The 19,693-nt window shown below is 50.7% G+C and carries 18 protein-coding genes and 1 other RNA gene; 8 read left to right on the forward strand and 11 right to left on the reverse strand.

All coding sequences use genetic code 11. The annotated features are described in order from the left end of the window. Positions 1-110: 110 nt before the first annotated feature. Positions 111-656, reverse strand: a complete 546-nt coding sequence (locus tag SR894_RS01295; RefSeq protein WP_223288900.1) for a rolling circle replication-associated protein — start codon at positions 654-656, stop codon at positions 111-113. A gap of 527 nt (positions 657-1,183) precedes the next feature. Between SR894_RS01295 and SR894_RS01300 the strand changes: the two genes are divergently transcribed. Then, positions 1,184-1,564, forward strand: a complete 381-nt coding sequence (locus tag SR894_RS01300; protein ID WP_223288901.1) for a helix-turn-helix domain-containing protein — start codon at positions 1,184-1,186, stop codon at positions 1,562-1,564. Positions 1,565-3,172: 1,608 nt separating this feature from the next. Here the strand turns inward: SR894_RS01300 and SR894_RS01305 are convergent. The 4 genes from SR894_RS01305 to smpB all read right to left on the reverse strand — a co-directional run bounded on the left by SR894_RS01305 (position 3,173) and on the right by smpB (position 6,514). Continuing rightward, complete coding sequence (locus SR894_RS01305) at positions 3,173-3,931, reverse strand: hypothetical protein (protein WP_223288902.1); 759 nt, start codon at positions 3,929-3,931, stop codon at positions 3,173-3,175. Between the two features lie 158 nt (positions 3,932-4,089). Then, positions 4,090-5,301, reverse strand: a complete 1,212-nt coding sequence (locus tag SR894_RS01310; RefSeq protein ID WP_223288903.1) for a tyrosine-type recombinase/integrase — start codon at positions 5,299-5,301, stop codon at positions 4,090-4,092. 296 nt (positions 5,302-5,597) lie between these two features. Continuing rightward, positions 5,598-5,977, reverse strand: a transfer-messenger RNA (tmRNA) gene (gene ssrA / locus SR894_RS01315). A gap of 45 nt (positions 5,978-6,022) precedes the next feature. Then, complete coding sequence (gene smpB / locus SR894_RS01320; protein ID WP_008958772.1) at positions 6,023-6,514, reverse strand: SsrA-binding protein SmpB; 492 nt, start codon at positions 6,512-6,514, stop codon at positions 6,023-6,025. A gap of 125 nt (positions 6,515-6,639) precedes the next feature. On the opposite strand from smpB, the gene SR894_RS01325 reads away from it, so the two are divergent. Beyond that, the gene (locus tag SR894_RS01325; protein ID WP_088702172.1) at positions 6,640-7,074 is read left to right on the forward strand and encodes a type II toxin-antitoxin system RatA family toxin; all 435 of its coding nucleotides are present in this window, start codon (positions 6,640-6,642) and stop codon (positions 7,072-7,074) included. Then, positions 7,064-7,381: an RnfH family protein gene (locus tag SR894_RS01330; protein ID WP_133731610.1), complete on the forward strand. Its 318-nt coding sequence runs from the start codon at positions 7,064-7,066 to the stop codon at positions 7,379-7,381. The genes SR894_RS01325 and SR894_RS01330 overlap by 11 nt, the downstream gene beginning before the upstream one ends. 7 nt (positions 7,382-7,388) lie before the next feature. Here SR894_RS01330 and bamE read toward each other — a convergent pair whose 3' ends face one another. Further along, a complete protein-coding gene (bamE, locus tag SR894_RS01335; protein ID WP_223288904.1) occupies positions 7,389-7,847 on the reverse strand; it encodes an outer membrane protein assembly factor BamE in 459 nt (152 codons plus the stop codon). A 72-nt stretch (positions 7,848-7,919) separates the two neighbouring features. Here bamE and fur point away from each other — a divergent pair, with 72 nt between their 5' ends. Beyond that, positions 7,920-8,372, forward strand: a complete 453-nt coding sequence (fur, locus tag SR894_RS01340) for a ferric iron uptake transcriptional regulator (RefSeq protein WP_007111850.1) — start codon at positions 7,920-7,922, stop codon at positions 8,370-8,372. Between the two features lie 206 nt (positions 8,373-8,578). On the opposite strand, the gene recN is transcribed toward fur, so the two are convergent. After that, a complete protein-coding gene (recN, locus tag SR894_RS01345) occupies positions 8,579-10,252 on the reverse strand; it encodes a DNA repair protein RecN (protein ID WP_223288905.1) in 1,674 nt (557 codons plus the stop codon). A 210-nt stretch (positions 10,253-10,462) separates the two neighbouring features. Between recN and grpE the strand changes: the two genes are divergently transcribed. The 3 genes from grpE (at position 10,463) to dnaJ (ending at position 14,509) form a co-directional block, all read left to right on the forward strand. After that, complete coding sequence (gene grpE / locus SR894_RS01350) at positions 10,463-11,104, forward strand: nucleotide exchange factor GrpE (RefSeq protein ID WP_223288906.1); 642 nt, start codon at positions 10,463-10,465, stop codon at positions 11,102-11,104. 157 nt (positions 11,105-11,261) lie between these two features. Next, the gene (dnaK, locus tag SR894_RS01355) at positions 11,262-13,196 is read left to right on the forward strand and encodes a molecular chaperone DnaK (protein ID WP_223288907.1); all 1,935 of its coding nucleotides are present in this window, start codon (positions 11,262-11,264) and stop codon (positions 13,194-13,196) included. A gap of 164 nt (positions 13,197-13,360) precedes the next feature. Then, the gene (dnaJ, locus tag SR894_RS01360; RefSeq protein ID WP_223288908.1) at positions 13,361-14,509 is read left to right on the forward strand and encodes a molecular chaperone DnaJ; all 1,149 of its coding nucleotides are present in this window, start codon (positions 13,361-13,363) and stop codon (positions 14,507-14,509) included. Between the two features lie 74 nt (positions 14,510-14,583). Here the strand turns inward: dnaJ and SR894_RS01365 are convergent, their stop codons facing one another. Beyond that, on the reverse strand, positions 14,584-15,528 hold the full coding sequence (locus tag SR894_RS01365) for an HNH endonuclease (RefSeq protein WP_133731604.1): 945 nt from the start codon (positions 15,526-15,528) through the stop codon (positions 14,584-14,586). A gap of 193 nt (positions 15,529-15,721) precedes the next feature. Here SR894_RS01365 and SR894_RS01370 point away from each other — a divergent pair, with 193 nt between their 5' ends. Further along, positions 15,722-16,636 (forward strand): DMT family transporter, encoded by a 915-nt coding sequence (locus tag SR894_RS01370; RefSeq protein WP_223288909.1) that lies wholly within the window; start codon positions 15,722-15,724, stop codon positions 16,634-16,636. Between the two features lie 3 nt (positions 16,637-16,639). Here the strand turns inward: SR894_RS01370 and SR894_RS01375 are convergent, their stop codons facing one another. The 3 genes from SR894_RS01375 to SR894_RS01385 are packed head-to-tail and all read right to left on the reverse strand — an operon-like array spanning position 16,640 to position 19,621. Next, complete coding sequence (locus SR894_RS01375; protein ID WP_133731602.1) at positions 16,640-17,389, reverse strand: ABC transporter ATP-binding protein; 750 nt, start codon at positions 17,387-17,389, stop codon at positions 16,640-16,642. Beyond that, entirely contained in the window at positions 17,383-18,498 is a 1,116-nt protein-coding gene (locus tag SR894_RS01380) for a FecCD family ABC transporter permease (protein ID WP_133731601.1), read from the reverse strand. Before SR894_RS01380 ends, SR894_RS01375 begins: the two co-directional genes overlap by 7 nt. Further along, positions 18,488-19,621, reverse strand: coding sequence for an ABC transporter substrate-binding protein (locus tag SR894_RS01385; RefSeq protein WP_133731600.1), 1,134 nt, complete (start codon positions 19,619-19,621; stop codon positions 18,488-18,490). The genes SR894_RS01380 and SR894_RS01385 overlap by 11 nt, the downstream gene beginning before the upstream one ends. Positions 19,622-19,693 lie beyond the last annotated feature (72 nt).

Consider the following 19,693-nt stretch of genomic DNA (forward strand, 5'->3'; position numbering starts at 1 on the left):
GACATAGCTCACTCCTCAGATAAATCTATCGTTTTATGATGACAATAAAATTGTACTGAATTATAACTCATAAATGAATAACTTCCAACAAGGTGTGAGTTTAAATTAATTCACTGAAATCTCCGCCCTTTAAGAGTTAATTGTTGATATAAAACCGGATTTATTTTTTCTTCCATTTCTTTTGTAATGTAATTTGCAAGGCGATCAATATCATAAATCTTCTCAAACCATCGATTTTCTATTGTGAGTTTTGCTTTTGAAGGTGATGTGGTATTTGAGCTGCAACGCATCCAGGCTTCATGTACTTTTTCAGGTAAATTAAAATCCTTTAAAATGTTTTCATTCGTAATTCGACTTCTAACATCTTCAATCAAAAGATGGACGTGAAGCCCACCAGACTTATGGTGCTCAGCTACGGAGTAGCAATTTACTCTTTTTTTGGAACGACTACCAAAAACCATAGCGCTCAAAACATTAATAAATTTACCCACTATTGCTTCAACTTTATCACGTGATTCTATTTTATTATTGAAAGTCAGCGTAAAAAAATATTGCCATTGATACGAGCAGATATCAGACACTGTCTCCTGTCGAAATTTCATTAATTGCGCTTCACTCATATAGCTTAAATCTCTTTCTTTTTTTAATGTGCTCATTATCATCTCCTATATGATGTTTGTCAGTGAACATTTGATTGCATGATGCGTGTCCAGTAAATTCTCTATTTTGTCAAATATATATTTATAATATTGGTTAATATTGTATATGTTATTGAATTAATGATATTGTTAATCTATTGTTTATATAGTTATGTTAAGCTATAGTTATTAATATTATGTTTAATTTTTATTATTATTTTACTTATATTTAGACAATTACTTCCACCAAGACATTCTTTGAAAAGAACATCTAAACCAAGTCCTATACAGCATTTGCAAAAGTCACCTTATGTGTTAAGTTTGCATGTCATCTGTAGAAACCAATATGTACTTCATCAAAGTGCATTTTTAACAGCTTGAGTATTTGATGAACTCTTCCAATCATCCTCCTGCTTAGGGCGTTCGTGAACAATGCAAACAGCCTGGAAGCAGGAGGATGAATGTATTTATCTCCCAAAATATGGATAATGTTAAAACTGGCTTATCCAGCCTGAAATTTTCTATTAGCAAATGTGAGATGTCTCATGGCTACCACAGGAAAACAACGCTACGAAGCAGTTCAAGCTGTTGATAGTGAAAGAAGAAGAGAAGGGAGTTGGCGGAAGAAGGGCAACAGAATCACTCAGGTCAAGGCATGTAAAAAAGTTGATATCTCTACGCATCAGTATCGAAAGTGGAAGGCGATCATTAGTAAAAATGTGAGCAAGCCATTAGATGAAATCTACAGACTGCTAGAAGATAAACGTTATGCACCTAACAAGCTTACTGCTCAACAAGAAGAAATTGTAATAAAGTACGCGGAGGAGTTTCCTGATAAAAGTTATCGTGAGATAGCGAAAAATATTGAAGAAGAAGTAGGGAGAAAACTACACCACGGTACTGTTAGTTCAATACTTAAAAAATAAATGTTTATACGCACTGGTGTATAAAAATTGATTATTGAGCCAGTGGTTATGCTTGTTCTCTATTATAGTGTTTAGGTAGGGCGTAATATAATAATATATTACCAAAATGTACACTCTGATAAAGCTAAAAAAATACAATCAAATAAATTATTAGAAAGCTCGTTGTGAATATGGTTTTTTGCTGTTAATAAAGCAGTTGTGTTCTCAATAATAAATTGAATATATGATTTGGCTTGTATGATATTTTTATAGCTGTTTGTTTTCTGCACATAGCCCAAATGAGGTGTATTTTGCGTTCGTTATTACTTACCTAGTGGTTGCTTGTTAAATCGCTGTGTATGGCTTATATTTACGTAGCCATATTCTAATTATGTAACATAAAACGTAACGTTATACCCTATAAAGAGTATATAGGATTAAATGTTACACTTTTGAGTGCAACTCATTGATTTGGAAGTGATTGCGATTATTAATGCGAATAGCGATGTGTGTTTATCGCTAATTCGCATTGATGATTGCACGTGATATGGCCGAAGGGCATACACGGCATAGCAATTAAGAAACGCAATTGTTAATGCGTATCTCGAGTGGGGTTGGTGTATACCCGCTAATGAGTATTGATGATTGCCCTTGGGATGTCTCGAATGACAAGCAACGCCTTCAGCTATCAATATAATCATCTAGTAATTGTGGTGCTATCCAACTCGCTTCGCATCGTTGTCTAGGGAATTCGCGTTACTCCCTCTGGTGCGTAACACAAATTCAGCTCTTTATACATGAAACGGGAATAGCAGTGAATTTGTATTTGGTCTGTTGTAACTAAGTACACATATACATATTGTCGTGATTAAAGTAATTACTGTTGCTACATGTAAATTTAAATTATTGGATTAATGGGTTGATTTTTTAAATTCCTATTAATAGGTATTAAATTCAATTTGATAAATTATGATTCATAATAAAGAACTACCATGACCAATATGCATGAGTGGTTGTGTACATGAGTAATTGCTAACCAAAGCGATGGAATATGGGAATGGCTTGTATAAACCACTGGTGCCAATTTAAAGCGTTTCGAAAGCACCCAGTAGGTAGGTATAGGTAAGCATCCTAAATGGCTTTAAAACGAGTCACAGGGAAGGAGGTGGATGTAATTCAGGCTCTATGCTGGGCGAGGTGTATGATGCACACAATGAACTGGCGTATGTAAGAACTAAGCTGACGTTCGTCAGGCAGACAACACAGCAGCTATGCATTCGAATTTTTCAGAGTTTCATAGCATACAATGACTATCGTATGGTGTAGCTATACGCCAGAATAATCATGCACCATCAAGTAATCTCCGACGTGCGGGATATTCCGCGTATTTTTAAAAAAATGGGGTACCGTTTGGGTTACGTAATTTAAAAAATGCCTTTATAAAACTAATAATACATTAAAAGCTTGTGTAAATGGAGTTGAATGGTTTCAGGAAACATATGAACAATATAAATTATTTAAGTATCTTAACAAAGAGATAGAAAAGGGGCGCTCAACTTTTTTGTTTGAAAATGTTTGTATGAGCAGTAGAAAATAATTTTAATTATTAGATAAATTACCTGCATTTTCTTAGCCTTTCATTTTTTCTTTCATGGCTTTGTTTGCTTCACTAAATATTGTTTCCAAATTTCTTCTGCTTAAACCATCTACATCCCGATATTTTTTATTTTCAGTTATAGCTATTATGATTGAGTCTTGAGTGTGGTTTTTCTTTGGTTCGTTTTTTAAAACATCTAGTAGTGCTGCCACCGCTAATAAGCGAGATGGTAATTGATCATTAACTGTCGAAATTATTTTTTCGCAGTTAATATTTTCTGTAGATAGTAATTTTTCAATATCAGTTTTTAAAATTAACATTTGACTTTTTACTGGTGGTTCTGGAAAAGGCATATCGTCAAAAGAAAATGATGTTACTCCTAATGATAAGTATTTAATATTGAATGGTGTAAAAAGCGAATCACCATTTATGCTTTTTAAATACCATTTTTCTTTTTTTGTACGTATGTAGTAATAAAAACCAGAAATTAAAACTTCTTTGTTTATCTCAGCAATATATTCATTTAAAGGGGAAAAATGGTGAGATAAGCTATAGTTTAAAACATCGTTCTCAAGGTTTGATGTTTGTACATTAGGCATTATTTCATTAATTAATGGCCAAGCCCGATAATTTTCAACCTTTATTACTGGTGTGAGTTTTTTGTTATTTATAAGCATATTTATATATTCAATTGAGAAATCCTCTTTAGTTTTTAGTGACATTAAATCAGCAGCTTCTTCGAAGTTGTAAGCATCGAGACTTTCGAGTATTTTTAGTTTCTTTGAGTTCATGCTATTCCCCTGTTGTTTCTTAGTTTAAGTTTTGTTTAATTGCTTATGCAAAAGTAAAACAGGCATAAAGCACCAGTAAATGACTGATTTTCCTGGTCTGAAATGCACGAAAAATTAAGCATAAGCACTTTGGGTGCTAATGGTTAAATATTTTAAATTTAATTTAAGTGGCGAAGTTCATCTAAATAGTCAGCCCACTGTTGCATCATTTCACGGCGTTGCTCAAGAAATTGTGTGCGATTATACGCACGTCCATTTGTATCTTTCACACTATGCGCTAGTTGTTGTTCTATATAGTGATCAGGTACTTCTAATCGTTCGGCAAGCATAGTGCGTGCCATCGCACGAAAGCCGTGAGGTGTCATACGGCCTTTAAAATCCATTGTATGCAGTGCTGAGCGTATAGTGTTGTTGCTCATAGGGCGCTTGTCGCTTCTTACTGACGGGATCACATATTCACATGTACCTGTAAGAGCTTTTAGTTGATGTAAAATCTCCATAGCTTGTTTGGGTAACGGAACGAGATGCGGTGTATGTGTTTTACTGGCAATAAATGACCATGAACAATCCTCAAAGTCGATATCTTGCCACTTGGCTTGTCGTAGCTCACCTGGACGCACAAAAAGCAACGCTGAAAGTTTTAGAGCCGCGAGAGTCGTAATGTGGCCTCCATATGTGTCAATGGCACGAAGCAATACTGACACCTCACTAGGAGTGATCAGTGCAGGATAATGTTTGGGTTTTGCTGCCTTCAGACTCCCTTTTAAATCGAAGGTAACATCACGTTCAGCCTTACCGATGCTTACGGCATAGCGAAAAATTTGGCTGAATAGCGTTTTGACACGTTTAGCGGTTTCTAAGTTACCGCCATCCTCAATTTTACGCAGGCATGCGAGTACTTGCGGAGCATTAATCTCCGCGATAGGGCTATCGCCTATCTGTGAATAGGCATAAATCTCAAGTCGTCGTTCATTTCTTGTGAAGTGACTCGGCACAACATTGTGCTGATGTACGTCAGTAAGCCACTCCTTTGCCACGACCTTGAAAGTCGTAGCCCCAACTTCTTCCCCAAGTGTACGTTTTAACTTTTTCGCGGAGCTAGGATCAACTTGCTGTGCAAGGAGGATTTTGGCCCGATCTCGCGCTTCTCGCGCATCTGCTAGCGTTACCCCTCCGTTGTTACTGCCGTACACTCCGATTGAAAGACGTTTTTCTTTGCCGTTGAAGCGATACTTCATACGCCAATATTTGCTCCCTGTCGGTGCGACCTCTAAATACAAACCACCTCCGTCGGCAAGCTTATAAGATTTTGTTTTGGGTTTGGCTCCACGGATTGTCGAGCTATTCAACTTGTTCAGGGTGCGAGACATAAGGGCTTCTCAAAAAGATGTGAGTCGATTGATGCCCCTCGGGAATGGATAGACATCGCCTACTTATAAGTGGCGTCTCATGTATGCATTTACACGTGAGACTTTAGTCTTAGGTAGGCGAGAGATCATTCTTTTGGGGGCATCAATATTTGAGTTGGACGTTATGCCCCCGCAGATGCCCCTTAATAAGGGGCACATTAAGAAAGGTTGCGGAATGTCCTGACACAAGAAAGGGGCCCGAAGGCCCCTTGTCATGTGGTTTCTGATGTTGCTAGGAACATCCTGAAACCCTTGTGTGGTGGAGGCGGCGGGAATTGAACCCGCGTCCGCCAGCACGCGCCTATTGGCTCTACATGCTTAGATTCCGTCATTTAGTTTAGCGCGACTGACTCCGACGGTCAGGATTCAGTCACGCGAGTCTTCTAAAGTTTAGCGCTTGGCGAGAAGACACCACCAAACGCGATCCTATCAGCTTTAGCTCGTATCCCCGCAGTGATGAATAGGCACATCACCTTGGGGCCAGACAAGAAGCTAACAGTGTTTAAGCTGCTAGCGCGCCTTGAGCGTAGTTTTCGTCATTTGCGACTATTTTTCGTGATGTGGGATTTACGAGATACATCACGCTCTCGGCATGCACCGCAAGGGTTGTCACCGGCGTCGAAACCATGTCGCCCCCTTATTTCAGGTGAGCATTCTAACGTGCTCACACCTGATTGACCAGTTATGCCTTGTTATGTTCCCGCATAATTCGACCTTTTTGGCGGCTCCAGTCGCGATCTTTTTCTGTCGCGCGTTTGTCATGCAGCTGTTTACCGGTCACCAGTGCCAGCTCGCACTTCACTTTATTGCGCTTCCAGTAAAGCTTAAGGGGCACACAGGTGTGGCCTTTGTCCTGGGTGATCGAAAAGATTTTGGCGATCTCTTTGCGATGCAGCAGCAGTTTGCGGGTGCGCGTCGGGTCAGCAATCTCGTGGGTGCTCGCGGTATTCAGCGGCATGATATGACTACCCAGCAGAAACGCTTCGCCGTTACGAACCAAAATATAGGTATCGGTGAGCTGAGCCTTACCGGCGCGCAGGCTTTTCACTTCCCAGCCAGCCAGCGATAGCCCCGCCTCGAAGGTCTCATCGATATGATACTCAAACCGTGCCTTCTTGTTTTGGGCAATAACGCTGCTACCGGGGCCCTTACTGTTACCTTTCTTAGTGGCCATGGAACCTCATAATTAATCTGTCAGTGGCTTCCCCTTCGTTATTTGGGGAGGCGTGATACCATTTAGGGTCTGAAAAATGTTTCCCATGATACGCTTTGGGCACTGTGAAGTCAGCGGAGAGGTCAATGCCAACCGTCAATCGTTCCGCCTTAGTGCGGCACACCCCCCAGAAAATGTTCGATCTGGTTAACGACTTCGAACGCTACCCGGAGTTTTTGCCAGGCTGCCGCCAGGCGCGCTTGCTCGAACATGATGATGTACATCTGATCGGCGAAATGACTCTGGGTCGCGCCGGTGTCGAGCAAACCATTACCACTCGCAACGAACTTTTTGCGCCCGAGCGTATAGAGCTGTCGCTGGTAAAAGGGCCGTTCAAGCGGCTTAAAGGACGCTGGCTATTTATCCCCATGGGGGAGGATGCCTGCAAAGTGAGCCTAGAGATGGAGTTCGAGTTCGCCAACCGGCTGCTTGGTATGGCGTTCGGAAAACTCTTTCAGCAAATCGCTGGCCAGCTAGTCGATGCCTTCACCAAGCGCGCAAACGAGCTGTATGGGCGCTGAGGCGCTTACGGTTGAGGTAGCCTTTGCGTTGCCATCCAAACAGCGCATAGTGGCTCTGCGCGTGCCTGAGGGCACTACCGCACGTCAGGCCGTTGCCCTGGCCGATTTGCCCACGCTCTTTCCTGATGTGCCCGGCGAGACCTTTGCTCAAGCGCCGCTGGGCATCTTCGGTAAGGCGCTACGCGAACCCGATACCCATCTATTACGCGACGGGGATCGGGTCGAAGTCTACCGACCGTTGGCGATTGACCCCAAGGCCGCTCGCCTAGAGCGCGCTAAGCGCCAAGCGAGCGACCCGAAGCGTTAACCCGCTTTTAAAACTGCTGAACAGGCTGTGTGCCCTCGGGTGGCCGCGTCTGGGTGCTCTCTGTAGGGAGGGCATCCATTGGGTCAACGCCTTCCGTTGCGGGCCCCATGCTGCTCTCGCCTTCAAGCGGTAGCTCTTTGGATAGATCTCCCTCTTGCTCAATGTTCACCAAGCGACCCTGGGGATCGAAGGTGAGCGTTACTCGACGCTGCTCAACATCGCCATACGCTTTATCTAAACGGAACACATAATCCCACTGGCTGGCGTCAAAGGGCGCTTCCAGCAATGGCCTGCCCATTACGTAAGTAACCTGCTCTTGGGTCATGCCTGGTTGAAGCTGGCTGACCATCTCTTGAGTGACCAGGTTGCCTTGGGGGATATCGCGCTTGTACACGCCTACGTAGCTACAGCCGCTAATGACGGTAAGGGCAACGGAGAGCGTGATGATTTGAGTCAATTTTTGCATTTGGGCCTATTCTTCACTATCGTGGTTTCGGTTGATCATACCCGACCTAACCAGTTACTGCGAAGAGCGACCATGGCCGATCAGAACCATGAATTGCGCAAAGCCGGTCTAAAAGTGACCCTGCCGCGCGTCAAGATACTTCAAATTCTCGAAAATGTTTCGGGTCAGCACCACCTTAGCGCGGAAGAAGTGTACAAAACACTGATTGATGCGGGCGAAGATGTTGGCTTGGCAACCGTATACCGCGTATTGACTCAGTTTGAGTCAGCGGGCTTGGTAATTCGTCATAATTTCGACGGAGGCCATGCGGTATTCGAGATGACCCAAGAGGATCACCATGACCACATGGTGTGCCTTGAAAGCGGCGAAATCATTGAGTTCGTTGATGAAATCATTGAGCGCCGTCAGCAAGAAATCGCTGAAGAGCACGGCTACGAATTAGTGGATCATGCTCTGGTGCTCTATGTGCGTCCGCGCGGTTCCGACGTGACGCGACAGGACAGCGGGCCGACGAACAAGAAATAGCGTTCGTAGGTCGCCGTTAGTCGCAGACCGTGAATCGCGGTTCGAAATATAAGCGCCCCTGAGCCATTTGGCCGAATTCCTGGTTAACAGAAGCTGTTAACTGAATTCGCCAAGTGGTTCAGGGGCGTTTGTTTTGCTATCTGCAGGTGTGCTGTATAGCTATGCGCTATCGCCATGCACAGAGGCGGCGTAAGTCACCCGCTCAATCAGTGCGGCGGGCGCTGGCTGGCGTGCAGCATTTCCCGTGCGTGGGCGAGGGTTTGGTCAGAAAGCGTGACACCGCCCAGCATACGCGCCAGTTCGCTGATGCGCCCCTGCTCGTCGAGTAGCGCCATCTGGGTCAGCGTTGTATCGCGCTTCGCCTGTTTCTCGATATGCAGGTGCTGGTGCGCCTGTGCTGCCACCTGAGGGAGGTGGGTCACGGTCATGACCTGGCCGTTTTCGCCCAGTTTGCGCAGTAGTTGGCCAACGATCTCTGCGGTGGCCCCCGAGATACCCACATCCACTTCGTCAAACACCAGGCTGGGCACCGTTGAGTGCGTCGCCGCGACCACTTGAATCGCCAGACTAATCCGTGACAACTCACCGCCGGAGGCGACTTTGGTCAATGGGCGAGCGGGCTGGCCGGGGTTGGCGCTAATCAAAAACTGCACGCGATCAAGGCCTTCAGGGGAGGGCGCGTCTTTCGCGGTGACTTCCACTTCAAAATGAGCTTTGCCCATGGCCAAAAAGCCCAGCTGCTGCTGCACCTCTTTACCCAAGCGAAGCGCGGCTTTTTGACGGCTCTCGCTGAGTTTTTTTGCCCCTTGGCGGTAGCTCTCGCGTAGCTCGACAACCCGTGCACTGAGTGCCTCCAGGTCATTGCCACCCTCTTCTAGCTGCGCGACTTCCCGCTGTAGCTCAGCATGCAGGGCGCATAGCTCTTCAGGAGCAACGTGGTGCTTGCGGGCAATTCGATGGACGTCGGTCATTCGCTCTTCAACCCAGGCGAGCCGCTCAGGGTCTAATTCGGTGGTGCTGGCAAGGCGATTGAGTTCGCTGGAGGCCTCTTCCACTTGAATGCGCGCATCGCTCAGCATGGCAAGGGTGTTTGCCAGGGTGCCTTTGTCACTGCCTGGCAGCGCACTTAAGTGGGCGAACGCTTGGTTGAGCAAAGAGAGCGCGCCGCCCTCGTCGCTGGCGCAGCAGTCGGCGGCAAACTGGGTTTCGCGCAGGGTCTCTTCCGCGTGAGCCAGGGTGTGCTGCTCCTCTTCTAGCGTGGTTAATTCACCCTCCGCTAAACCGAGCTGATCCAGTTCTTCTACTTGGTAGCGCAGCAACTGCCTTTTGGCCTCAACTTCACTGCCTTCTTCGCTTAGCTTCTTCAACTGACGACGCGCGCTGCGCCACTCCCGGAACGTTTCGCCTAATTGAGCGGTGGCATCGTTTAGGCCAGCGTAATCATCTAGCAGGGCGAGGTGGGTCTCTTCACGCATCAGCGCATGGTGGGCATGCTGTCCATGAATCTGAATCAGCTGCTCGCCGAGGGATTTTAAGTCAGAGATAGTCGCGGGGTGGCCGTTAATCCACGCCTTGGAGCGGCCGTTGGCGGTGACCACGCGGCGCAGCAAGCACTCTTCTGCTGGGAGCTCCCGTGCCGTTAGCCACTCGACGGCGGCGGGCAGGTGCTGAATATCGAAACGTGCGGAGAGATCCGTACGCTCCCGGCCGTGGCGCACGCTTCCAGCGTCGGCACGCTCGCCCAGGCAGAGCCCAAGGGCGCCTAACAGGATCGATTTGCCCGCGCCGGTTTCCCCGGTAATCGCAGTCATACCGCCGGTCAAGTCGAGTTCCAAGTGATCGACAATGGCGAAATCTTGAATAGCTAGCTGAGTAAGCATGGCGCCTCCTGAGGCGATACAGCATAGAAGCTGGATACTTATCCAATAGTTGTTGATTTATACAGTAGTTAATAACTCACTTCAATGCACCTCTTGAGATGGAATTTATGGCCCCCATATAGCGTGCATGATCAGTCAAAGCTAGTGACTCAAAGCTTACTTCTTTGCGCGCCGCCCGCGTGGCCGCGCTCTACTTTTTAGGAGCACAACATGGCGAAAGAACCGCAAACACCAATGGACGATGAGCTGGCCCGCCACGAGCATGAAGCCGAAGGCGCTGAACAAGCGGCTGAGAAGGTCGCTGAAGAGCGCTTGATGGAGGGTGAGTTGGAAGGATTGATCAATGACGAAGAGGCGCTAGAAGACAGCGTCGACAACCCGGAAGCGGAAATGCTGGCAGCCCAAGTGGGCGAGTTAGAGCAGAGCTTGGCCGAAGCCAAGGATCAAGCCCTGCGCGCCGCCGCTGAAGCGCAAAACGTGCGCCGCCGTGCTGAGCAGGAGGCCGAGAAAGCGCGCAAGTTTGCCCTGGAAAAGTTCGTTAAAGAGCTGCTGCCGGTGGTGGATAGCCTGGAAAAAGCGCTTGAGACCATGGAAGAGGGGGCATCGGAAGTTCACCGCGAAGGTGTCTCCATGACCTTGAAGATGCAGCTGGATGTGCTCAATAAGTTCGGCGTTGAAAGCATTGAGCCACACGGTGAGCCCTTCGACCCCCAGGTGCACGAAGCCATGACCATGGTGCCTAACCCGGATCTCGATCCGAACACCGTGATGGACGTTATGCAGAAAGGCTATTTGCTCAATGGACGCCTGGTGCGCCCGGCAATGGTTGTAGTGAGTAAAAAAGCCGATTAAGCCACTGGCGGCACAGAGTTTGAAATAAGAGTGTGAAAAAAGCCCTTGAAATGTCAGCGGCGGCCCCCAAATAAAGGGCAACCCCGCGGGGAAACCCGCAGACAAGCTTTAAAGACTAAATTTTCAGTTTTGTAACAACCGAATTCGAGGTATTGCTATGGGACGTATAATTGGTATCGACCTGGGCACCACTAACTCTTGTGTGGCCGTGCTCGATGGTGACAGCGCTAAAGTTATTGAAAACGCCGAAGGCGGCCGTACGACGCCGTCTATCATCGCTTATACCGATGATGGTGAAACGCTGGTCGGTCAGGCGGCTAAACGTCAGGCCGTTACTAACCCAGAAAACACCCTGTACGCCATCAAGCGTCTGATTGGCCGTCGCTTTAAAGACGACGTTGTCCAGAAAGACATCAAGATGGTGCCGTACAAAATCAGCGAAGCTGATAACGGTGACGCTTGGGTTGAAGTAAAAGGCAAAAAAATGGCACCGCCGCAGGTAAGCGCGGAAGTGCTGAAGAAAATGAAGAAGACCGCCGAAGACTACCTGGGCGAAGCGGTCACCGAAGCGGTCATTACCGTACCGGCCTACTTCAACGACAGCCAGCGTCAGGCGACCAAAGACGCCGGCCGCATTGCCGGTCTGGACGTTAAGCGCATTATTAACGAGCCAACCGCTGCCGCACTGGCCTACGGTATGGACAAGTCGCGCGGCGACAAAACCATCGCGGTCTATGACCTGGGTGGCGGTACCTTCGATATTTCGATCATCGAAATTGCCGATGTCGACGGTGAAACCCAGTTTGAAGTGTTGGCCACCAACGGTGACACCTTCCTGGGCGGCGAAGATTTCGACTTGGCGTTGATCAACTATCTGGTTGATCAGTTCAAGTCTGACAGCGGCATTGACCTGTCCGGCGACAACCTCGCCATGCAGCGTCTGAAAGAAGCTGCCGAGAAAGCCAAAATTGAGCTTTCCAGTGCCCAGCAGACCGACGTGAACCTGCCGTACATCACTGCCGACAACACTGGCCCGAAACACCTTAACGTTAAGGTGACACGCGCCAAGCTGGAGTCGCTGGTAGAAGAGCTGGTTCAGCGCTCGCTCGAGCCTTGCAAAATGGCGCTGAAAGACGCGGGTCTTTCTGCGGCTGAAATCGACGAAGTGATCCTGGTCGGTGGCCAGACACGGATGCCGATGGTGCAGAAGAAAGCCGCTGATTTCTTCGGCAAAGAAGCACGTAAAGACGTTAACCCGGACGAAGCGGTTGCCGTTGGTGCAGCGATTCAGGGCGGCGTACTGGGTGGCGATGTTAAAGACGTTCTGCTGCTTGACGTTACCCCGCTAACCCTGGGTATCGAAACCCTGGGTGGCGTGATGACGCCGCTGATCGACAAGAACACCACCATTCCGACCAAGAAGACACAAACCTTCTCAACGGCGGATGACAACCAGACAGCGGTGACCATTCACGCCGTACAGGGCGAGCGTAAGCAAGTATCGCAGAATAAGTCGCTGGGTCGCTTTGACCTCGCCGACATTCCGCCCGCGCCGCGTGGTGTGCCGCAGATCGAAGTCGCCTTCGACTTGGATGCCAACGGTATCCTGAACGTATCGGCGAAAGACAAGGCCACTGGCAAAGAGCAGTCGATTGTCATCAAGGCGTCTAGCGGTCTGTCCGAGGAAGAAGTCGAGCAGATGGTGCGTGATGCCGAAGCTCACGCTGAAGAGGACAAAAAGTTCGAAGAGCTGGTGCAACTGCGTAACCAAGCTGACGGCATGATTCACGCGACGCGTAAAACGTTGGAAGAAGCTGGCGACAAAGCGACTGACGACGAGAAGCAGGCGATTGAAACGGCCATCAGCGAGCTGGAAGAAGCGGTTAAAGGTGACGACGTCGATAACATTCAGAAGAAACTGGATGCACTGACCGAAGCCTCTGGCCAGCTAGCCCAGAAGATGTACGCCGAGCAGGCCGAAGCGGCTCAGCAAGAGGGCGGTGAAGGTGCCGAGAACTCGGGCACCAAGCCGGAAGAAGACGTGGTTGACGCCGAGTACGAAGAAGTCAACGACGATCAGAAAAAGCAGTAACATCCTCTTTCTGCCAAGGAAAGCGGTGACGCGGGAGCCTACTCCCGCGTTGCTGTTTCCGCGGCCAAGACGCACGTAGTTAAGTATCACGTAGTTAAATATACAGTTGAATACATGGCTAAATGTGCAGTTGAGTGCGTAGCTAACCAGGAGGCGTAGGGCCTATGTCCAAACGCGATTATTACGAAGTCCTGGGTGTCGAAAAAGGGGCCGATCAGAAAGAGATCAAGAAGGCCTATCGCCGTCTGGCGCAAAAATTCCACCCTGATCGAAACCCGGACGATACCAGCTCCGCGGAAAAATTCCGCGAAGTGTCCGAAGCGTATGAAGTGCTTAGCGACGGCGAAAAACGCGCTGCCTATGACCAGTTCGGCCATGCGGGCGTTGATGGCCAAGGTGGCGGCGGCGGCGGTTTCGGCGGTGCTGGCGCTGGTGATTTCAGCGACATTTTCGGCGATGTGTTTGGCGATATCTTTGGCGGAGGCGGTGGTCGCCGTCGTGGCCCCAATGCCCCGGCACGCGGTTCCGACCTGCGCTATAACTTAGAGCTGGATCTAGAGAATGCCGTTTCAGGCACCACGGTCGATATTCGCGTGCCGCGGCATATCGAGTGTGACCGTTGTGATGGCGGCGGCGCTGAGCCAGGCTCTTCTAAAGAGACCTGCCCGACCTGCCACGGTCACGGCCAAGTGCGTATGCAGCAAGGCTTCTTTGCCGTGCAGCAGACTTGCCCGACCTGTCATGGCTCTGGTCAGCACATTAAAGTGCCGTGCCATAAATGTAATGGCGAAGGTCGTGTACGTGAGACACGCACGCTGTCCGTCAAGATTCCGCCCGGCGTGGATACCGGCGACCGTATTCGCTTGAATGGCGAAGGCGAAAGCGGCGTGAACGGTGGCCCGCCTGGGGATCTGTATGTGCAGGTGGCGATCAAGCCGCACCACATCTTCCAGCGTGACGGCAAGCACCTGCAGTGCGATGTGCCGATCAACTTTGTTGATGCCGCGCTAGGTGGTGAGCTTGAAGTGCCCACGCTAGACGGCCGCGTGAAGCTGAAGATTCCGCCGGAAACCCAAACCGGCAAGCTGTTCCGCCTGCGCGGTAAAGGCGTCAAGCCAGTGCGCGGTGGTATGCCCGGCGATTTGCTGTGCAAGGTAGTGGTGGAAACCCCCGTCAAGCTCAACGACGAGCAGCGCGACCTACTGCGCCAGCTGCAACAGAGCTTCGACGACAGCAATAGCCACAACCACTCGCCGAAGAAAACCGGCTTCTTCGACAGCGTGAAGAGCTTCTTTGAAGATATGAAGCCGTAACGGCGACGACGCGTTTCGCTGCATGATCAACGCCCCAGTATCTTTAGATGCTGGGGCGTTTTTTTGCATGTGCTTTATCGCTGTAGGTGATCCATTCGCCACGTTAGCGCCTCGCGATCAGGCTGCCACCGGGTCGATCTGGGTAGTACTAACGACTGCCCATCTAATTCCCAAAGCCAGTAATTATCGGCCACGAAACGGTCAATGCTTGGACTTACATGCCATTTGAGGTCTGGCCCAGGGGAGATAAGGTGGTTATCCATCGCCCAATGCAGGTTTGGTGTGAGCGCGAGACCGTTCGTTGGGCGATCATCTTGGCTTTCCGAGAAAGGAACTAGGTGGGCAGCTTCTACAAGGTAGCGATAGTCGGGCGTAATGTAGCGGAGACGACTTGCTGCACACCGGTAGTCATAGGCTTCTAGTACTAAGGAACGAAAGGCGGCAGAGCGAGCCTGCTGTTGACGATCCTCCCTGACATTGCCGACCAGTTTTTCGGGGTGCTTTTCGTATTCACTGCTGTCTAAAGCGCTAGTCAGGTATCGGTAAATGTCTTGCTGGTTGTATTGCTCGTCATGGAGATAGTTGTTTACAAGGAGGGCGCAGGCGTCATGAGCCCTCTGGCTGTTCTGGAATATTTTAAACAGCTTGGGATCTAGTAGTGCTTCGGTGAAGAGTTCCCGTAGGGCGGTGATGGACTTTGGTTGGCCTAACTGCGGCGCAAGGGTGGCAATACTAGTAGCAAATAGTGGTTTCCATAGATGCCCGGATGGGCCTTGTTCACTTTTGAGATGCCAAAGTGGAAGCTGAGGGTTAGCTGACTGGCGTTGCCCGGTAGTGGCTTCATAGAGGTCGAAGTAGCGGGCAATAAGTTTGTCATCAATAGCTACAGTCGGTGTTGTTATATGTCCGCTCTGGATTTCACAAATAATCGCCAACAAGAGGCAAGGCTTGTTGGGGGCCAAGCGGCCACGGCTGTGACCCACTCTTAGAGTGTTCAGACAGCTTAGCGGTTCATCCATTATATTGTGTCTCTAGCGGTGCATAACATTGCGGTGAAGGTTAGCACGCCTTTGAGATAAAACGAGGGCGCAGTGATGTAAAATGGTCGGACTTTATTTGCTATCTGGCATGGTAAGTTGGCGCTTCGTGCAATCCTGTCTCGCTATTTAACGCTCTGTTTGGAAGTAAATTTTTTTGCAAAGGACAATAGAAATGGCGGTGGATGAAGAAGGGCGTCCGGGGCTGGGGATTGGGTTGCGGGTACTTTCAGGTGCCCTGTTCACCGGCATGCTGGTGTGCATTAAGGCAGTCAGTGACGAAGTGCCTGTGGGGCAGTCGATATTTTTCCGCTCGCTGTTTGCGCTGTTTCCGATCGTCATCTTTTTAATGATCCGCCGGGAATTTCCCAAGGCGCTGGCTACCCGCCGACCATTGGGCCATTTATTGCGCTCTGGATTGGGCGCGGCGGCGATGTTCTTCTCGTTTTCCGCCGTGGCGTTCTTGCCGGTGGCAGAGGCGACGCTCTTGGTACAGCTTGCGCCGGTGTTTATGGCGATAGGCGGTGTGCTGCTGCTAGGTGAGAGGTTCTCATTTTATCGTGCTGGCGCTATTGTGCTGGCCCTTGCGGGTATGGCCGTGCTGGTCATTCCCGGGCTTAACGCAAGCGAAGGCGATGGGCGGCTGCTGGGGTATGTATTGGGTACGCTAGGGGCGATATTGACCGCCGGGGCGCTGCTTACCGTGCGGCGCATCTCGCGCACCGAAACCGCCGGCTCCATCGCCTTCTACTTTATCGTGGTGGCAGCGCTAGCCGGGCTGGCGACGCTGCCGCTGGGGTGGGCCTCGCTTAGTCACACCCAGTTTGCGCTTTTGGTGCTTTCGGGCCTGTTTGGTGGGGCTGGGCACATCGCCATGACGCTGGCGTTTCGCTATGCCGAAGTCTCGCGGCTGGCTCCCTTTGAGTATGTGGCGCTCGTCTGGCCTGTGATCGCCGATTGGGTGCTGTTTGGAATCCCTGTCTCCAGCGGCTTCCTGCTCGCGCTACCGCTGATGTTAAGCGGGGTAGCGCTGGCGGCGATGGAAGGGCGGCGGCGTAGGTTAAGAGCTAGGGTTAAGAGCGAGGGTTAAGGGCTAGATAGCCGCTTCGACGATAAGCTGCGGCTGGCCCTTCGAGCAGGGCTCGATACGCGCTGCTACCTGGTAGACTTGACGTAAAAGCTCCGGGGTAATCACCTCGGCGGTAGGGCCGCAGGCAATCAAGCGACCATTTTCGAGCATCATGGCGGCATCGGCGAAACGTAGTGCATGTCCCAGGTCATGGAGCGCCACCAGAATCAGCATCTGGCGCTCATCGGCTAACCGCCGCAGCACCGTCAAAAGGCTGATCTGGCGGTTAAGGTCGAGTGCCGAGGTGGGCTCATCCAGCATCAGAATCTCGGGCTCTTGCACCAGGGCCTGGGCAGCGCTGACCAACTGGCGCTGGCCGCCGCTAAGGTCGCCAATATCCCGTTCGCCAAGGGGTGTAATGCTGAGTTCCTCCAGCGCGCGATCAACCTGCGCTAAATCCTCAGGCTGCACTTTTAATCCACGCCCCTGCATACGTGCCAAAAGCACTGATTCATAGACCGTCAGCACGGCCTTGGCACCGGTGTCCTGGGGCATATAGCCCACGGGGCGCTCGGCGTTGGTGCCGCTAATAATCACCTCGCCTTCGCCTTTCAATAAGCCCAGTATGCGGCGAAAAAGTGTCGATTTACCCGCCGCATTGGGCCCTAGCAAGGCCACGACTTGCCCACCGTGAAAACAGGGGGTGGTGATATCTTCCAGAATAGCGCGACGCCCGTAGCGAGCGGATACACGGTTCAGTTGTAGGGTTACCATGAGGCCTTCTTGTGGTTAAGCACCAGAAATAGAAAGAAGGGAATGCCCACCAGCGAGGTGATAATGCCAATGGGAATAATGGTGCCGGGGATAATGATCTTGGAAATGACCGAGCCCACGGAGAGTATCAGCGCGCCGCACAGGGCCGAGCCGGGCAAAAAGAAGCGCTGATCTTCGCCCAGTAAAATGCGCGCAATATGTGGCCCCACCAAGCCGATAAAGCCAATGGTGCCCACGAACGCCACCGCGATGGCGGCAAGCAGTGACACCAGCACCAGCACTTCCAAACGCAGCGCGCGGGGATTGACGCCCATGCTCTCGGCTTTGGCGTCGCCCAGGCGCATGGCGGTCAGCGCCCAGCCATGCCGGGCAAGCAGCGGCATGGACAAGGCAAGAATGCTAAGGGCGATCCAGAACTTGGGCCAGGTGGCTTTGGTTAAGCTGCCCATCGTCCAGAACACCACTGCGGAGACTGCCTCCTGGCTGGCAAAGAACTGAATCAGCGCCATCAGCGAGTTGAAGATAAACACCATGGCGATGCCGAGCAGCACAATGGTCTCTACCGTCACGCCGCGCTTAAGGCTTAAGGCATGAATTAAAAACGCGGTGAACATGGCCATTACAAAGGCGTTGATGGGTACCACAAACTCAATGGCGGCTGGTACCAGCGCCACACCGAAGGCGAGACCCAAAGCAGCGCCAAAACTGGCCCCGGCGGAAATCCCCAGGGTAAACGGGCTGGCCAGCGGGTTGCTCAGAATGGTTTGCATCTGCGCCCCTGCCACCGACAGGCTGGCGCCCACCACTAGCGCCATCAGCGCCACCGGCATACGAATTTCCCACAGAATGACTCGCGCCTGCTGGCTAACGCTGTCTGGCGTAAACAGCGCTGCGATCACTTCACCCAGGCTATAGCGGGCAGGCCCCAGCGCCAGGTCAACGCAGAGGCTAAAAAACAGCGCTAAAACCAGTGCCACCAGTATCATCTGGCGGCGGAAAACCTGGCTATGGTAGAAGGCGCGACCCTGTGAAACATGCTCTGCTGCCGCAGTTTCTGGATGCCTGGTCTCTGAAAGTCTGGCTTCAGTGAGCTTCGTTTCAGTCGTCATGGAGCGAGATCCAATAGCCGGGTTCATAGTCGATGGGCAAGAAGCGCTCGTGGAGCTCTTCCATGGTGGCGTTGGGGTCTAGGTCTTCAAACAGCTCAGGGTGTAGCCACTTGGCTAACTGCTGCACGGCCACGAAGTAGTAGGGGCTGTTGTAAAACTGGTGCCAGATGGCGTGGAAATTGCCAGATTCAACGGCCTTAATGCCGGTCATCGCGGTGCGCTCGGTCAGCGCTTCCAGCTTGGCGTGGGCCTGCTGCATATCTGAACCAGGTCCTACGCCCACCCAATCGCCGCCCGGCACGTAGGCATCCCAGTTGCCGCCGGTGACAACAACATGGTCAGGATTGGCGGCAATGATCTGTTCAGGGTTCAGGTTGCCGAAACTGTTAGGGATGATGCCCTCGGCAATATTGCTTCCACCAGCCAGAGTGACGTAGTCGCCAAAGTTGGCGGGGCCAAAGCTCATGCAGCACTCATCGGAGTAGCCGCCGGCCCGGTCAATAAACACGCTGGGGCGCTCCGGGTTGGCCTCGGCGATGACATCGGTTACCCGTGCCAGCTGCGTCTCGGCAAACTCGATGAACTCTTCCGCCGCTTCTTCGTCGTCCATGATCTGGCCGATAATGCGCATGGAGGGAATGGTGTGCTCAAGCGGGTCTTCACGAAAGTCCACATAGATGATGGGAATGCCGAGTTGTGCCAGCTTGTCGTCGTAGGCGGCGTCTTCTGTGGCGGCCTTAGCCTCGATGTTCATCAGCACCACGTCAGGGTTAAGCGAGGCCGCCTGCTCTACGTCAAAAGTGCCGTCTTTAAAACCGCCAAAGGTGGGAATTTCCTCAATCTCGGGAAAGCGCTCCAGGTAGCGGGCATAGTTATCAGGATCCGCCTGAGAAAAGTCCTCGCGCCAACCGACCACGTGGGCGAATGGGGCGTCAGGTTCGAGTAAGCCGAGCAAATAAATTTGCCGCCCTTCGCCTAGAATAACCCGCTCGGCAGGGGCGTCCAGAGTGATTTCTCGGCCCGCGACATCAGTAACAGTGATAGCGTCAGCCATAGCAGTGGCGCCGCAAGCAAAGCTGATAAGCGTACCAAACAGGATTTTTAAGCGCGGAGAACTGAGCATTTTTTTAACTCGTTGGTCGATATTGATTAACAAGGCTGGCATCGCTGATGGGCTTTACAGTTTGATAGCACA

Source organism: Vreelandella neptunia, from assembly GCF_034479615.1.
Taxonomy (GTDB): domain Bacteria; phylum Pseudomonadota; class Gammaproteobacteria; order Pseudomonadales; family Halomonadaceae; genus Vreelandella; species Vreelandella neptunia.